Origin of the sequence: Gottfriedia acidiceleris (assembly GCF_050457485.1) — a bacterium.
Classification (GTDB): Bacteria; Bacillota; Bacilli; order Bacillales; family Bacillaceae_G; genus Gottfriedia; species Gottfriedia acidiceleris_D.
Genome location: NZ_JBCMJM010000001.1, coordinates 100,185 through 116,624 on the forward strand (window position 1 = coordinate 100,185; position 16,440 = coordinate 116,624).

The 16,440-nt window shown below is 32.8% G+C and carries 13 protein-coding genes and 1 riboswitch; all 13 genes read left to right on the plus strand.

The window, feature by feature from the left end:
- Window positions 1-96: 96 nt before the first annotated feature.
- The 13 genes from ABEY15_RS00460 (at window position 97) to ABEY15_RS00520 (ending at window position 16,325) form a co-directional block, all read left to right on the plus strand.
- A complete protein-coding gene (locus ABEY15_RS00460) occupies window positions 97-2,487 on the plus strand; it encodes a DNA translocase FtsK (protein WP_429887730.1) in 2,391 nt (796 codons plus the stop codon).
- A gap of 60 nt (window positions 2,488-2,547) precedes the next feature.
- Window positions 2,548-2,649: riboswitch (purine riboswitch) on the plus strand.
- 244 nt (window positions 2,650-2,893) lie between these two features.
- Window positions 2,894-3,619 (plus strand): GntR family transcriptional regulator, encoded by a 726-nt coding sequence (locus ABEY15_RS00465; protein ID WP_387361634.1) that lies wholly within the window; start codon window positions 2,894-2,896, stop codon window positions 3,617-3,619.
- Window positions 3,620-3,788: 169 nt separating this feature from the next.
- Window positions 3,789-4,886, plus strand: coding sequence for a BMP family lipoprotein (locus ABEY15_RS00470; RefSeq protein ID WP_429888219.1), 1,098 nt, complete (start codon window positions 3,789-3,791; stop codon window positions 4,884-4,886).
- A gap of 263 nt (window positions 4,887-5,149) precedes the next feature.
- Window positions 5,150-6,673: an ABC transporter ATP-binding protein gene (locus ABEY15_RS00475; RefSeq protein ID WP_429887731.1), complete on the plus strand. Its 1,524-nt coding sequence runs from the start codon at window positions 5,150-5,152 to the stop codon at window positions 6,671-6,673.
- A complete protein-coding gene (locus ABEY15_RS00480; protein ID WP_429887732.1) occupies window positions 6,670-7,737 on the plus strand; it encodes an ABC transporter permease in 1,068 nt (355 codons plus the stop codon). The genes ABEY15_RS00475 and ABEY15_RS00480 overlap by 4 nt, the downstream gene beginning before the upstream one ends.
- A gap of 3 nt (window positions 7,738-7,740) precedes the next feature.
- Window positions 7,741-8,688 carry an ABC transporter permease gene (locus ABEY15_RS00485; protein ID WP_098234044.1) on the plus strand — a complete coding sequence of 316 codons (948 nt, stop codon included), beginning with the start codon at window positions 7,741-7,743 and terminating at the stop codon, window positions 8,686-8,688.
- A 412-nt stretch (window positions 8,689-9,100) separates the two neighbouring features.
- Window positions 9,101-10,378, plus strand: a complete 1,278-nt coding sequence (gene yfmF / locus ABEY15_RS00490) for an EF-P 5-aminopentanol modification-associated protein YfmF (RefSeq protein WP_429887733.1) — start codon at window positions 9,101-9,103, stop codon at window positions 10,376-10,378.
- Window positions 10,378-11,661: an EF-P 5-aminopentanol modification-associated protein YfmH gene (yfmH, locus tag ABEY15_RS00495; protein WP_429887734.1), complete on the plus strand. Its 1,284-nt coding sequence runs from the start codon at window positions 10,378-10,380 to the stop codon at window positions 11,659-11,661. Before yfmF ends, yfmH begins: the two co-directional genes overlap by 1 nt.
- A 182-nt stretch (window positions 11,662-11,843) precedes the next feature.
- Window positions 11,844-12,572 (plus strand): elongation factor P 5-aminopentanone reductase, encoded by a 729-nt coding sequence (gene ymfI, locus ABEY15_RS00500; RefSeq protein WP_429887735.1) that lies wholly within the window; start codon window positions 11,844-11,846, stop codon window positions 12,570-12,572.
- A 112-nt stretch (window positions 12,573-12,684) separates the two neighbouring features.
- On the plus strand, window positions 12,685-13,476 hold the full coding sequence (locus tag ABEY15_RS00505; RefSeq protein ID WP_097975425.1) for a DUF3388 domain-containing protein: 792 nt from the start codon (window positions 12,685-12,687) through the stop codon (window positions 13,474-13,476).
- 20 nt (window positions 13,477-13,496) lie between these two features.
- Window positions 13,497-14,390 carry a helix-turn-helix domain-containing protein gene (locus ABEY15_RS00510; RefSeq protein WP_429887736.1) on the plus strand — a complete coding sequence of 298 codons (894 nt, stop codon included), beginning with the start codon at window positions 13,497-13,499 and terminating at the stop codon, window positions 14,388-14,390.
- Window positions 14,391-14,461: 71 nt separating this feature from the next.
- Complete coding sequence (pgsA, locus tag ABEY15_RS00515) at window positions 14,462-15,040, plus strand: CDP-diacylglycerol--glycerol-3-phosphate 3-phosphatidyltransferase (protein ID WP_429887738.1); 579 nt, start codon at window positions 14,462-14,464, stop codon at window positions 15,038-15,040.
- Window positions 15,041-15,065: 25 nt separating this feature from the next.
- Entirely contained in the window at window positions 15,066-16,325 is a 1,260-nt protein-coding gene (locus ABEY15_RS00520) for a competence/damage-inducible protein A (protein ID WP_429887739.1), read from the plus strand.
- Window positions 16,326-16,440: the final 115 nt, after the last annotated feature.

Sequence of the window (16,440 nt, forward strand, 5' to 3'; positions counted from 1 at the left end):
ATATGTTCTGATATGTTATAATAAATTCAATTTAAGAAAGCAGCCAAAAGGCTGCTTTCTTTGGCGAATCTGCAAATTTTGATGGGGGTGAATTACATGGCAAAGCAGAAGCAGCAAAAGTCAAAAGCTCGAAAATCAGTAAGTGGCAATGGTTCAATATGGTATGAAATTAGTGGATTAATATTTTTAGCACTATCAATCGTAACAATTTTAAAACTTGGTATTGTAGGTAAAGCCTTTGTATTATTCTTGAGATTCTTCTTTGGGGAATGGTACATGCTTAGCTTTCTTTTTATAATCGGTTTATCTGCATATAGCATAATTTATCGAAAAAGACCTCCATTTGTTTCGAGTATTACGATTGGTGGATTGTTAATCTTCTTTAGTATATTGATGTTTAGTCATGTTACTCTATTTGATTTATTAGCAAAAAATAATCAATTTCATGATCAATCTGTCATAAAAAGTACGCTAGATTTATTTTTAATTGAAGCCAAAGGAAAAATTAGTACGGTGGATCTTGGTGGAGGTATGATTGGAGCGATACTTTTTGCAGTTTTATATTTCTTATTTGATCGAACCGGTGCGATTCTATTCGGGATCATTGCAATTGTTGCAGGAGTTTTATTTATTACTGGTAAGCCACTTGGTGGATATATATATCAATATATAATGCCAAAAGTAAGAAATTTAATTTCAGATAGCTGGAAGGATTTTACTAATTTCTGGAAACGTGGTCGTGAACAAAAAACTACTAGTAGAAGAGCTGAGGCTAAGCAAAAGAGAAAAGCAAGGAAAGATTCATATGAAGACAATGATAATGAAGAAGAAGTGTCTATTGGTAAAAGTTTAAATTACCAAGTTAAAAATTCATATGAAGATGAAATCATCGAGCCGAAAAAAGAAATTCAAATCGAATATTCTCCTACATATCAGCCACCTAAGGAACCAGAATTGATCATCGCAAATAATTCAAACCAAATCCAGGCTCATTTTGCAGAGGAAGACGATCAGTCAATCGAATTGCCAGTTGCAGAAGTAGGAATGGATGATAAAGTAGATTATGTATTGCCATCAATGGATTTATTGGCCTATCCAAAGGGTGCTAAAAAACGTGAAAATGAATCCAAACTAAAGGAAAATGCGGACAAGCTTGAAAGAACATTTCAAAGTTTTGGTGTAAAGGCTACAGTAACAAAAGTGCATCATGGACCAGCGGTAACAAAATATGAAGTATACCCAGAAGCAGGGGTAAAAGTTAGTCGTATTGTAAATCTTAGTGATGATTTAGCACTTGCACTTGCAGCCAAAGACATTCGAATTGAAGCTCCGATTCCGGGTAAATCTGCTGTAGGAATTGAAGTGCCTAATACGAATATAACGACTGTATTACTTAGAGAAGTACTCGAAGCAAAAAATCCGAAATTACAAAATCCATTAGCTGTATCATTAGGAAAAGATATTGCTGGTGATGCTGTATTTGCTGAGCTTAATAAAATGCCGCATTTACTAGTAGCTGGGGCGACAGGTAGTGGAAAAAGTGTATGTATAAATGGAATCATTGTTAGTATCCTAATGAATGCAAAACCATCTGAAGTAAAGCTAATGCTAATCGATCCGAAGATGGTTGAATTGAATGTTTATAATGGTATTCCTCATTTGCTAACTCCAGTTGTAACAAACCCTAAAAAGGCTTCACAAGCGTTACGAAAAGTTGTTAGTGAAATGGAAAGAAGATATGAGCTTTTTTCTCATTCAGGTACTAGAAATATCGAAGGTTATAACGAATTAACTAAACAAAATAATACGATGACTGATTCGAAACAACCTTTATTACCATTTATCGTCGTGATTGTTGATGAGTTAGCTGACTTAATGATGGTAGCTTCGAGTGATGTGGAAGATTCAATTACTAGATTAGCTCAAATGGCTCGTGCAGCGGGTATTCACCTAATTATTGCTACACAACGACCGTCCGTTGATGTTATCACGGGTGTCATTAAAGCAAATATACCTTCTCGAATTGCTTTTAGTGTATCTTCTCAAACAGATTCTCGTACAATTCTTGATACTGGTGGAGCAGAAAAACTATTAGGAAGAGGAGATATGTTATATCAACCAATCGGTGCATCCAAACCAATCCGAGTACAAGGAGCATTTTTATCTGATGACGAAGTTGAAAGAGTAGTCGAGTTTTCAATCTCTCAACAAAAGGCTCAATACCAAGAAGAAATGATGGTAAAAGAGGAAAAAGATGGAAAATCCGAAGTGAACGATGACCTTTATAATGAAGCTGTTGAGTTAGTAACAAATATGCAATCAGCCTCGGTATCTCTACTACAAAGAAGATTTAGAATTGGTTATACAAGAGCTGCCAGATTAATTGACGCGATGGAAGATAATGGTATAGTTGGTCCGTATGAAGGTAGTAAACCTAGGGAAGTATTAATTAGTAAACCAGTAGAAGATGAGCAAGCCTTGTCTTAACAAAAAGAAAAAATTGTCGAAACATTATTGACATTTTTAGACATAGAATGATATTATTTCTTCAGATAAATTGATAGTCCTCATATAATATCGACATAATGGGTCGGAAGTTTCTACATTGCAACCAATATTTGCAATACTATGGGGAAAAAGCATTATTATGGAGAAATGATTTATATTTACAAAATCAAAAACTCTTATAATCTAGCTTTTTCACTAAGTGGAACAGTAGATTATAAGAGTTTTTTTATGTTAAATATGATCAAATGATTCATTAACGTAATAAAAAATAAAGCGTTTACAAAAAAGTGTTGAAATGAGTAAAAAATAACAGTATAGTAAAGAAGGATTATACGACAGATGTCTAACAACTGATGTCTGAAATCCGAAGTTTGGGGGATGGGAAATGAAGATTAAAACAGACACCAGATTACTTTATCTCCAAGTGATGGATCGAATAAAACAAGATATTGAGAATGGTATTTACTTGCCACATCATAAGTTACCATCAGAGTATGAGTTATCTAAAATATTTGGAGTATCAAGAGCAACATTAAGAGAAGCATTAAGAGTTTTAGAAGAAGAAAATATCTTAGTAAGAAGACACGGTGTCGGGACATTTGTGAAACCGAAACCAATTTTTAGGACAGGCATCGAACAATTAAGTAGTGTCTCAGAAATGATTATTGATGCAGGTAAAGAGCCTGGTACAATCTTTCTATCTTCTAAACTATTAGTTCCTACGAAAGAAGATTTAAAAAGCTTCACAATCACAGAAGATGATCGTATGCACGTAGTAGAAAGAATTCGAACAGCAAATGGTGAACCTGTAGTTTATTGCATTGATAAATTACCTACTAATTATTTTAAACAGGTTCCGTCATATGAAGATCATTCGTTCTTTTCATTCATCAAAAAAGAAACTGGTCGAAATATCGAATATTCAAGTGCAAGAATAGAACCAATCGGTTATCACGATAAAGTTTCTCCTTTATTACAGTGTGAACCAGATGTTTCATTATTATTAATCGAACAGTTACATTTTGACGATTTAAACCGTGCAGTTTTACATTCTTATAATTACTTCAGAGCGGATCAGTTCAGCTTTAATGTTTTAAGAAAAAGAAATTAAATTGTATAGCCAAATTAATATTTACGAAAAATAAGTTTTGGCTGGTTTTCAACTATTGTTTACTGAAATTTCATTAAATTATTAGGGAGGTGGATCGTTAAGATAACGATTATAAACCAAGCTAGTACAAATGTAAATAAAAATTTAAGGGGGCAAAATTTTTATGAAGATGAAAAAAGCTGGTCTTGTTCTTTCAATGGCCTTAGCAGCAGGTACAATTTTAGGTGCTTGTGGTAAAGGTGGAGATACAAAAGACGCAAAAGGCGCATTTAAAGTAGGGATGGTAACGGACTCTGGAACTATTGATGATAAGTCATTTAACCAAGGTACTTGGGAAGGGATCCAAGCTGGAGCTAAAGATTTAGGTTTCAATCTTAAGCAAGATACAAAATACTTAAAACCTGCAGGTGAAACTGAAGCAGATTACTTAAAAGAAATCGGTAACTTAAATGATGCAGGGTTTCAATTTATCATAACTCCTGGTTATAAATTTGAAACAGCAATTAATAAAGCGCAAGATAAATATAAAGATGACAAATTTGTAATTATCGATGGTACTCCACACACAGCTAAAGATTTTACTCCAAATGTAAAAGATAACACAGTTTCAATTTTCTTCGCAGAACATGAAGCTGGCTACCTAGCTGGTATTGCAACAGCAGTTCAATTAAAAACTGGTGATGTTGGATTTATCGGTGGTATGGAAATTCCAGCAGTTCAAAAGTATAACTGGGGATTCCAACAAGGTATTAAATATGCAAACGAAAAACTTGGAACAAGCATTAATTTAAAAGCTAATAACGTAGTTTATTCTGGAAGCTTTACAGACAAAGCAGCAGGTCAACAAATTGCAGCTCAAATGTATGACCGCGGCGTTAAAGCGATCTTCACTGCAGCAGGTGGAGTAGGACAAGGTGCTATTACTGAAGCTAAAAACAGAGTAGCTAGTGGTAAAGAAGTTTGGGTTGTTGGTGTTGACGTAGATCAGTACGCTGATGGTGTTTATAAAGATAACAAATCAGTAATCTTAACTTCAGCTATGAAAGGTGTTGCAAAAGCAGCTTCTGATATGGTTAAAGCTGAAAAAGATAAAAAATTCCCTGGTGGACAAACTTTAACTTACGATGCAAAAAATGATGGAATTGGTTTACCAAAAGAAAATCCAAACTTAAGTTCTGATACTTTAACAAAAGTTAATGATGTATTTAACAAAATTAAGTCTGGTGAAATTGTAGTAGCAAGTGAAAGAGGAAATTTAATTAAGTAATTATATTTCTAATTAATAAATGATAGAAGAAGCATAGGAAAGGAGACCCTTTTATATGCTTCTTCTACCCTAAAAATGATTTTGGCTTTTCATGCTTTAATCAATTGCAAGCACTTATATTGGTAAAGCTTCCAATTGATTAGGGCATGACGATCGGGAGAGAGAGTTAAGCCCTCCTTAAATAAAAAATATAGAAAAATATTTCGAAATCAAGTAAAACTTTAAAAATAAAAAATGACTTCGTAATATCAAGGAGGAAAATTATGGAATATGTAGTGGAGATGCTAAATATAACAAAAGAGTTTCCTGGCATTATAGCGAATGATAATATTACACTACGATTAAGAAAAGGGGAAGTTCATGCTTTATTAGGTGAAAACGGAGCAGGGAAATCAACTTTAATGTCCGTCCTTTTTGGAATGTACACTCCCGAAAAAGGGATTATAAAAATAAAAGGTAAAGAAGTTAAAATTTCAAATCCAAATGTTGCAAATGAACTAGGAATCGGAATGGTTCACCAACATTTTAAATTAGTTTCAAATTTTACAGTAACAGAAAATATTATTCTTGGTCTTGAACCTAAAAAGGGGCTAGTAGTAGATATCAAGACTGCAGCAAAACGTATTGAAGAACTTTCTAAAACTTACGGCTTAAATGTAGATCCATATGCAAAGATTGAAGATATTACAGTAGGGATGCAACAAAGAGTCGAAATTTTAAAAACTTTATACCGTAATGCTGAAGTATTAATCCTAGATGAGCCAACAGCAGTACTTACTCCACAAGAGATACAAGATTTAATGAAGATTATTAAAAACTTGATTAATGAAGGCAAGTCAATCATTATCATTACACATAAATTAAAAGAAATTAAAGCTGTTGCAGATCAATGTACAGTTATTCGTCACGGAAAATACATTGGTACAGTTGATGTAAAACAAACATCTGAATCTGAAATGGCATCTATGATGGTCGGACGTCAGGTGTCTTTCAAGGTAGATAAAGTAGAATCAAAACCTGGTGAAGTAGTACTAGATGTAAATAATTTAAGTGTCAAAAATAATAAAAAAGTTTTAGGTTTAAAAAATGCTACGCTTCAAGTTCGAGCAGGTGAAATCGTTGGGATTGCCGGAGTTGAAGGAAATGGACAATCTGAACTAGTTGAAGCAATTACAGGGTTAAGACCGATTGAAGAGGGTTCTATTTTATTAAAAAATCAAGATATTACAAAACACAGTATACGTGAGCGAATTAGAAGCGGGATTGCACATATTCCAGAGGATCGTCAAAAAAGAGGGCTTGTTCTTGAATATACAATTGAAGAAAACGTTGTTCTAGAGATTTATAATCAAGAACCATTCTCTAAATATGGAGTTTTAGATAAAGCTGCGATTGCTAAACATGCAAAGAAAATCATTGAAGAATTCGATGTACGCTCTGGTGAAGGTGCTAAAACAGTCGTTGAATCAATGTCTGGAGGAAACCAACAAAAAGCAATCATTGGTCGTGAAATCGAACTTAAGCCTGAGTTATTAATTGCATGTCAGCCAACGCGTGGATTAGACGTTGGGTCGATTGAGTATATTCATAAGAGATTAATAGAGCAAAGAGATAGTGGAAAAGCTGTACTACTGATCTCGTTAGAGCTAGATGAAGTTCTTAATTTATCTGACCGCATTGCGATCGTAAATGCTGGTGAAATCGTTGATATCGTTAATGCCAAAGACACAAATGAAGATGAATTAGGATTAATGATGGCTGGTATAAGGAGAGGTGAAGGGGCATGAAAAAGGGAGGAATCATTTCTTTAATTGCCGTAGTTTTAGGTTTACTAGCTGGAGCATTATTAATTTTAGTAACAGGTAATGATCCAGTAGAAGGTTTTACTTATTTATTCCAAGGTGGATTAAAAGATCCGGAGCGTATTGGTAATACATTAGCTACTGCTACTCCGTTAATTTTAACAGGACTTTCTGTTGCATTTGCATTCAGAACAGGTTTATTTAACATTGGTGCAGCTGGCCAAATGCTTTTCGCAGGATTTTGTGCTTCAGCAATTGGTTTAACTGTCGATTTACCTACTCTTATCTTAGTTCCGATTATGGTAATTGTAGCTTTTATTGCAGGTGCAGCTTGGGCATTTATTCCAGGACTACTAAAAGCTAAGTTTAATGTTCACGAAGTAGTTTCTACGATTATGATGAACTGGATTGCATACTGGACTGTTTATTATTTAGTACCACAATATTTTAAAGGTAGTACGGAAACAGAGTCAAAAATGCTTGCAGATGCTGCAACATTAAAAATGCCATTTTTATCAAATTTATTTGGTGGATCATATATTAACTTCGGTTTATTTATCGCCGTTATTATGGTAATCGTTGTTTCATTTATTATAAATCGTACAGTATTAGGGTATGAATTAAAAGCTGTAGGATACAACCGTAGTGCTGCTGAATACGCTGGTATTTCAGTAAATAGAAATGTTATTTTATCAATGATGATTTCAGGTGGACTTGCAGGGTTAGCAGGTGTTGTTCAATTCGCTGGTAATGCATCACTAATTCAAATAGGTGTTTTACCTACCGAAGGATTCGACGGAATTGCCGTGGCACTTTTAGGAATGAATACACCAGTTGGCGTATTTTTCTCAGCTATTTTCTTTGGACTATTATATTCTGGTAAAGGTTTTATGAGTGCAATGACTTCAATTCCACCAGATATTGCTGATGTTATCATTGCAATCATTATTTATTTCTCTGCAACTAGTATTTTAATTAAGAAAGTTATAGATCGAGTATCCAAATCACGTAAGTACAAAAACAGCAATGTAGGAGAGAAGGTGAAATAAGGCATGGATTTAATTATACAAATTTTCCCATATGCAATTGCCTATACGATTCCATTATTAATCGTAGCATTAGGTGGTTTATTTTCTGAGCGAAGCGGTGTCGTAAATATTGGTTTAGAAGGTCTAATGGTTGTTGGTGGTTTCGCTAGTGCCTTAACAATTTCAAAACTTCAAGAAACTCATCAAGGTGAAGTTTGGGTAATCTGGGTAGGAATTCTTGTTGCAGTTCTTACAGGTGCTTTATTTTCTTTACTACATGCGTTTGCAAGTATAAATTTACACGCAGATCAAGTAATTAGTGGTATCGCGATTAATATGATTGCAGGTGCTTTAACAATCTTCTTAGCAAGAAATATTACTGGATCAGGGAACATCAGTATTAACGGTATTACACGTACTGATATCCCAGTCTTAAAAGACATTCCAATTCTCGGAGATTTATTCTTTAAAAACACTTATTCTACAACATGGTTAGTAATCGGTATTCTAATCATTAGTACATTTATACTTTATAAAACTCGTTTAGGCTTACGTCTACGTGCATGTGGTGAATACCCTCAAGCAGCTGATGCAGCAGGTATTAACGTATACCGTATCCGTTACCTTGGCGTTATTATTTCTGGTGCATTTTCTGGATTAGGTGGAGCAATTATTTTAGTAACATACTCTGGCGAATTTACAGGTAGTGTTGCAGGTCTTGGTTTCTTAGCAATTGCTGCATTAATTTTTGGACAATGGAAACCACTTGGAATTTTAGCAGCGACATTATTCTTTGGTGTAGCTACAACAATTGCCAATGTATCGCAAGTTATTCCAAGTTTAGCTCATATCCCACCATTAGCACTAAAGTTATTCCCATACGTAGTAACTTTAATCGCATTAGTAATTTTCTCAAAATCATCTCAAGCACCAAAATCAGTTGGTGTTGCATATGAAAAAGGTAAACGATAAATAAAAGTTTTGAAGCTTCCTATTTAATTAGGAAGCTTTTTTTATTCTGTTTAAAGGATGTTGTCAATTAATTAGGAAATATATCGTTGTTATGAAAGTTTGCTGTGGTTGATCATCCATCAACGTTTACATGGAAGTTAAATTATAACTCGTGTTTTTCAAAATTGATTACTTGAGCTATTCTTCAATCAGTTATTTGAGGAAAAAAGTTATCAAGAGATGGAGACTTAATCGTTTTATTGAAAAAAAGAAAATGTTTATAAATTATTGGTTTTAAGATTTTACATTTATATTTGAATTAATTATTTTGGGTAAACTAAGCAGTAGGTTTTATTTTTGGTAAAATTAGAGATACAATGAAGATAATGGAAATAAATATGAGTAAATAGTATTTGACTAAGGAGGGTTCAATTTGAATTTGTTACAGTACAAAAATAGTGATATTAACGGTATTAAACTACATGTGGTAACAACTGAAAAATTTAAAACAAACTCGATTACATTAAAAGTACGTGGAAAACTTGAAGAAGATACAGTATCATATCGCGGAATTTTACCGTATGTATTGCAAAGTGGAACAAAAGATCTTCCTACTAATGGTGAAATTCGAAGAAAATTAGAAGAATTATATGGGGCGACCTTCTTTGTAGACGTATCAAAAAAAGGTGATTATCATGTTATGTCATTTACAATTGACATTGCAAATGAAAAATACCTTTCAAATCAAGGTTCATTATTAAATGAAGCACTCTTACTTATTGCTTCTATTTGGCAAAATCCATTTTTAGAAAATGGGGTATTTTCAGCAAAGCATGTTGAAACTCAAAAACGAACACAAGTACAACGAATTCAGTCTATTAATGATGATAAATTGAAATATGCAAATCAACGACTAGTGGAAGAAATGTTTAAGGATGAACCTTATTCGTTACTTGCAAATGGAAAAACAGAAGATGTCAATTCAATAACAGCTGAGTCACTATATAAGTACTATGAAAAAGCTTTGCAACAAGATTTAATTGATCTTTATATAGTTGGTGATGTTGCATTTGATCAATGTAAACAATTAGTGGAAGAGAATTTTAGAAACACCACTAGTAGAAAATTAACAGTTGATACAACAAAAGCAACGCCAGTCGATTCTCCTAATGAAGTAATTGAAGAGCAAAAACTAAATCAGGCAAAACTACACATCGGTTATACTACTGGGGTCTCGATTAAAGATCCAGATTACTTTGCACTTCAAGTATTTAATGGACTTTTTGGTGGATTCTCTCATTCAAAATTATTTATTAATGTTCGAGAAAAAAATAGCTTAGCATACTATGCTGCTTCTCGTTTTGAAAGTCATAAATCAATTTTAATGGTCATGTCTGGTATAGCAAGTGAAAATTTTGAAAAAGCAACAACAATTATCGCTGAACAACTTGAAGAGATGAAAAAGGGAAATTTCACTGAAGAAGAAATTGATCAAACAAAATTAGTGATTAAAAACAGTCTATTAGAAAGTATGGACACTGCTTATGGAATCATTGAAACATTATTCAATGACCAAGCTGCAGGAAATGAACGTCCGATCGAGGACTGGTTCCCTGAAATCGAAAAAGTTACTAAAGATGAAATTATAGCTGTAGCTAATAAAATTAAACTTCACACAACTTATTTCTTAAAAGGTCAGGAGGGAGCATAATGGAAAAAAAGTATTTTGAACAATTGAATGAAACGCTTTATTTCGAGGAGCTTGAAGACGGATTAAAAGTATATATTCTTCCTAAACAAGGCTATAACAAAACATATGCGACCTTTACAACTAAATACGGTTCGATTGATTCTGAATTTATTCCTTTAGGAAAAGATGAAAAATTAGTTGTACCAGATGGGATTGCTCATTTTTTAGAGCACAAATTGTTTGAAAAGAAAGATGGGGATGTATTCCAGGTTTTTAGTAAACAAGGAGCCTCTTCTAATGCGTTTACAAGTTTTACAAGAACTGCTTATTTATTTTCAGCAACGAATAATGTAGAACAAAATTTAATGACTCTAATTGATTTTGTTCAAGATCCGTATTTTTCCGATCAAAGTGTTGAAAAGGAAAAAGGGATCATTGGTCAAGAAATTAAAATGTACGAAGATAATCCTGATTGGAGACAATATTTTGGGATGATTGCAAATTTATATGGTAAACATCCTGTTAGAACAGATATTGCTGGTACGGTTGAATCAATTTCAAAAATTACAAAAGAATTACTTTATACTTGTTACGAAACTTTTTATCACCCAAGTAATATGTTGTTTTTTGTTGTAGGTCCAGTAGACCCTGATAAAACAATGAATTTAATTAGAGAAAACCAAAGCAAAAAAACTTTCAAAGATGCAAATGAAATCAAAAGATTTTTCCCTGAAGAAACTCCTGAATCTGCAGAAAAGAAAAAAGTGTTACATATGAATGTCCAATCATCGAAAGTACTCGTAGGCGTGAAAGACTTTTCTGCACCTAAAGGTGGAAGCGAATTATTAAAGCATGAATTATCAATTTCAATATTACTTGATTATTTATTTGGTAAAGGTTCAAATACGTATCAACAAATGTATGAAGATGGCTTAATCGATGATACGTTTTCATATGATTACTCTGCAGAAAATGGTTTTGCTTTTGCGATTATAGGGGGAGATTCTACTTCACCTGAAAAGCTTTCTAAAAAAATAAAAGAAGTATTATTAGACTCAAAAAATCATCAATGGGAAAAAGAAATTGTCGATCGCGTTGTTAAAAAGAAAATTGGCGGATTCTTACGCTCATTAAATTCTCCAGAATATATTGCTAACCAATTTACACGATATGCGTTCTTAGATATGCATTTATTTGACATTGTATCTGTGTTACAATCTATTTCTGTAGAGGATCTAAAAGAAAGTGCTAGTCATCTAATAAATGAAGACTTTATGAGTGAATTTTTTGTTCTTCCTCATTAAATGAATTAAAAGCATCCTTTTTGGGATGCTTTTTGAAATTTTAAAAATTTAAGGGTTTATAAAGAATCTAAGTGTACTATTTATTAATAAAAATTTTTAAGAGAGCTTCCTCGCTTCCTTTTATATTTCTTAATACTCTTTAACCCTGCATTAAAACCTCGAATAAATGGAGATTATAATAAATGAGAAAAAGAATTCTAGTAATTGGAGCTAGTGGTGACATCGGCTTAGCAATATCGAAAAAATTAATCAATGAAAAATATGATTTAGTTGTCCATTATAATAGTAAGAAAGAGCCACTTAATGAGCTGATCGAATTGGCTAATGAGATTGAAGTAAGTTGCCAATTCGTTCAAGCGGACTTATCAGTTGAAAATGGAGTTAAAATTTTAACATCACAAATAAATGATAAAATTGATTCAATTGTGTATGCATCTGGTTTTTCAATCCTTGGTTTGATTAACGATGTAAGTGATGAAGAAATCGATCGAATGACTCAATTACATATTAAAAGTTTGATTAAGGTAGTCAATCATTTTCTTCCTAATATGGTGGCTAAAAAATCTGGCAGTATCGTTGTTATTTCGTCTATATGGGGACAAATTGGTGCTTCATGTGAAGTATTATATTCAACTACAAAAGGTGCTCAAAACGCCTATGTAATGGCATTAGCTAAGGAATTAGGGCCAAGTGGAATAAAAGTAAATGCTGTTGCTCCAGGTGCCGTAAAAACGAATATGTTAAATACCTTTAGTGAAGATGAATTAAAAGAAATTGCAAATGAAATTCCAATGAATCGTTTAGCTCTTCCAAGTGAAATTGCGAATACTGTAAATTACCTAATTTCCGAACAATCTTCTTATATAACTGGCCAAATTCTAGGAGTAAACGGCGGTTGGCATACTTCATAGCAAAATTTCCGGTCGAAAGTTATTTATTTCACATATTTTACCTTTTATATTATGGCGAAATCGTTTATTATTAAATGGAGAGTTAAGTAGTTAACAAATAGGGGGTATAGGTATGGAGTTAATCGAATGGTATTTTGAGTATGAAATACATAAGAATCGCCCTGGACTACTTGGAGATATTGCATCGCTAATCGGTATGCTAGGGATTAATATTTTAACAATCAATGGTGTCGACACAATGAAACGCGGCATGTTACTTGGTTGCGATAACGATGATCAAATTACTAGATTTGAATCAATTTTAAATACTATGGACAATATAACAATAATTAAACTTAGAAAGCCGACTCTAAGAGATCGTTTAGCTGTAAGACATGGTACTTATATTCAACGAGACGTAGATGATAAAAAGACTTTTCGTTTTGTCCGTGATGATTTAGGTATGCTTGTTGATTTTATGGCAGAGTTATTTAAAATGCCAGGTCATAAGCTAATCGGAATTAGAGGGATGCCTCGTGTTGGTAAAACTGAATCAGTTGTAGCAGCAAGTGTATGTGCAAATAAACGCTGGTTATTTGTTTCATCAACATTAATTAAACAAACATTAAGAAGTCAATTAATAGAAGACGAATATAATTCAGATAATGTATTTATTATTGATGGCATTCTTTCTCATAGGAGAGCAAATGAGCAACATTGGCAATTGGTTCGCGAAATTATGGCAATGTCTTCTGTGAAAGTAGTAGAGCATCCTGATGTATTTGTACAGCAAACTGAATACTCTTTAGAAGATTTTGATTACATAATTGAATTAAGAAATGATGAAAATGAAGAAATTAAATATGAACTTGTAGACCAAATGGATAAAAATGGACACAACTCGTTCTCGATGTTTGATTTTTAAAGTTAGTTGGGGTGTAACTTGTGACAGAATTAGGAAAATATTTACGAGAAGCAAGAGAAGCGAAAGGTTTATCAATTGACGATGTACAAGAGTTAACGAAGATTCAGAAACGTTATCTTGAAGCAATCGAAGAAGGTAATTATGAAATATTGCCAGGGCAATTTTATGTTCGTGCATTTATTAGACAATATGCAGAAACAATTGGTGTTGACGTTTCTGGATTTCTAACTGAAAAGCCAGTGGTAGAGGAATCAACTGTGGCAAATACAGTAGAAGAAGTAAAGCATGAAGAAATCCCTAGTAGATCATCTAAGCTTAAAGAACCATTAAGCAATGTTAAGTCATCACGAATAATGGATTATTTACCAAGGATACTAGTAGCGATTCTTATCATTGGAATCTGCATCGCTATTTATATGATGTTCCCATCAAAAAATGATGAAAAATCTGCAGATACGAATCAATCTCAATCTAACTCTAATTCTGAAATTGAAAAACCAAAAAATAATGCGCTAGATCAGGCTAAAGCTAATAATACGAAAAAAACAGAGAAACCGAAAAATGATGTGACTGAGCAAACGCCAGCACAAAAAATTACTGTTGACTCTGCAGCGGGTAAACGAACTACAATTTCTTTATCTGGTACGGATGTATTTAAATTAGAAGTAGTTGCAAATGGTGAAAGTTATGTAGATTTAAAAAATACTGATGGAAAAATGTTCTATTCCGGAATTTTAAAACGAGGACAAACTCAAAACTACGACTTAACAGATGAAAATGAAGTAACTGTAAATATTGGTGCTTCTAATAATGTTGAGCTACGAATTAACGATGAGGTATTTAAATATCCAGTTAGTCCAACAAATGCTGTTCACCAAAAGATTACGATTAAAAATTTAAAAATGAATCAATAGTCATCTTTAAGATGGCTTTTATTCATTTATTATAAATGCTTCATTTTTAGAAAGTTTTGGAGGGTTTTACCATGAATTTACCAAATAAGATCACAGTGTCAAGGGTTTGTCTAATTCCATTATTTATGATTGCCGTTTTAATCGATTTTGGATGGGGAAAAGTTACATTAATGGGTGATTCTATACCAATTAATCATTTAGTAGGAGCTGCAATTTTTATTATTGCCTCAGTTACTGATTTTATAGATGGTTATTACGCAAGAAAATATAATCTAGTTACTAATTTTGGTAAGTTTTTAGATCCACTTGCTGATAAATTACTTGTTTCTTCAGCATTAATTATCTTAACTGATTTTCATTATGTTCCTGCGTGGATTACGATTGTCATAATAAGTAGAGAGTTTGCTGTAACCGGTTTGCGAATGATTTTAGCTGGCTCTGGAGAAGTTCATGCTGCTGCAATGCTAGGTAAAATTAAGACTTGGGCTCAAATAGTTGCAATTTCTGCTTATTTCTTACATGACTTCCCATTGAATTTCTTACCATTTTCGATTGCGGATGTATCACTTTGGGTCGCATTATTCTTTACAGTATATTCTGGTTGGGATTATTTTTATAAAAATAGAGATGTTCTTCTTAAATCAATGTAATTAATAACATAGGGGGAAATGTGATATGAAACGTGCTGAAATCATCGCAGTAGGTACTGAGCTACTTTTAGGCCAAATTGCAAATACAAATGCTCAATTTTTAGCTAAACATTTATCTGCATTAGGATATCACCATCATTTCCAAACAGTTGTAGGAGACAATTCCGAACGACTTAAAAGTGCATTAGAAATTGCTTCATCAAGAAGTGATTTAATCATCTTAACAGGTGGACTTGGACCAACAAAGGATGATTTAACGAAAGAAGTTGTCGCAGAATTTGTTCTAGAGTCACTTGTTTACCATGATCAATCACTAGAGTATATTGAACAATATTTTATTAAAGTAAACCGACCAATGACTGAAAATAATAAAAAACAAGCATTAGTCATTAATAACGCACATGTTTTATTGAATAAAAACGGTATGGCACCTGGAATGGTTTATGAAGCGAAAAATAAACAATTTGTATTATTACCAGGACCACCTAAAGAAATGATTCCGATGGTGGAGAAAGAACTAATTCCTTATTTTTTAAAAGGTAAGGAAGCAAGTACGATTATTTCAAAAGAGCTTAAGTTTTTTGGTATCGGGGAATCGATTTTAGAAACTGAAATTCTTGATTTACTTGAAAATCAATCAAATCCAACAATTGCTCCTTTAGCGAGTGAGGGAGAAGTAATGCTTCGAGTTACTGCAAGTGCTAGTAATGAACAAGAGGCAGAAAAACTAATAGGACAAGCTGAAGAAAAAATACGCGAGCGTGTTGGGCAGTTTATATATGGTACAAATAATGAAAACTTGTTTACAGTTTTATCAAGAAAGTTAAAAGATTTTAAACTGACTATTTCTGCTGCTGAAAGTTTAACTGGAGGTCTATTCAGTAAAAGAGTGACAGATATTCCTGGGAACTCGTCCATTTTTAAAGGTAGTATTGTTTGTTATTCTAATGAAATGAAACAAAACCTTTTAAATGTACCATCAGACATTCTTAATAAAAATGGAGCAGTAAGTGCAGAGTGTGCAAAATCACTAGTTGAAAATATTCAAAGATTAACAGGAAGTAATATTTCAATTAGCTTTACTGGTGAAGCAGGACCATCTACATTAGAAGATGTACCAGTAGGAAAAGTATTTATCGCTATTAAAATTGGTGATTCTGATTCAATTGTAAAAGAGTTTCAATTCAGTGGCACTAGAGAACAAATAAGATTATCAAGTGTCAAAAATGGTGCGAACTTGTTGATTAAATTAATTAATTCTAGTTTTGAAAGTCAAGACTTATAAAATGAAATAGAATATTTTATAATAAAAAAGCTCGGTTAATTTAGCCGAGTTTTTTAATTTTATAGTTTCGATATTAATAAAAATCTAGTTTTATAGACCGAAAAATACGAAACAA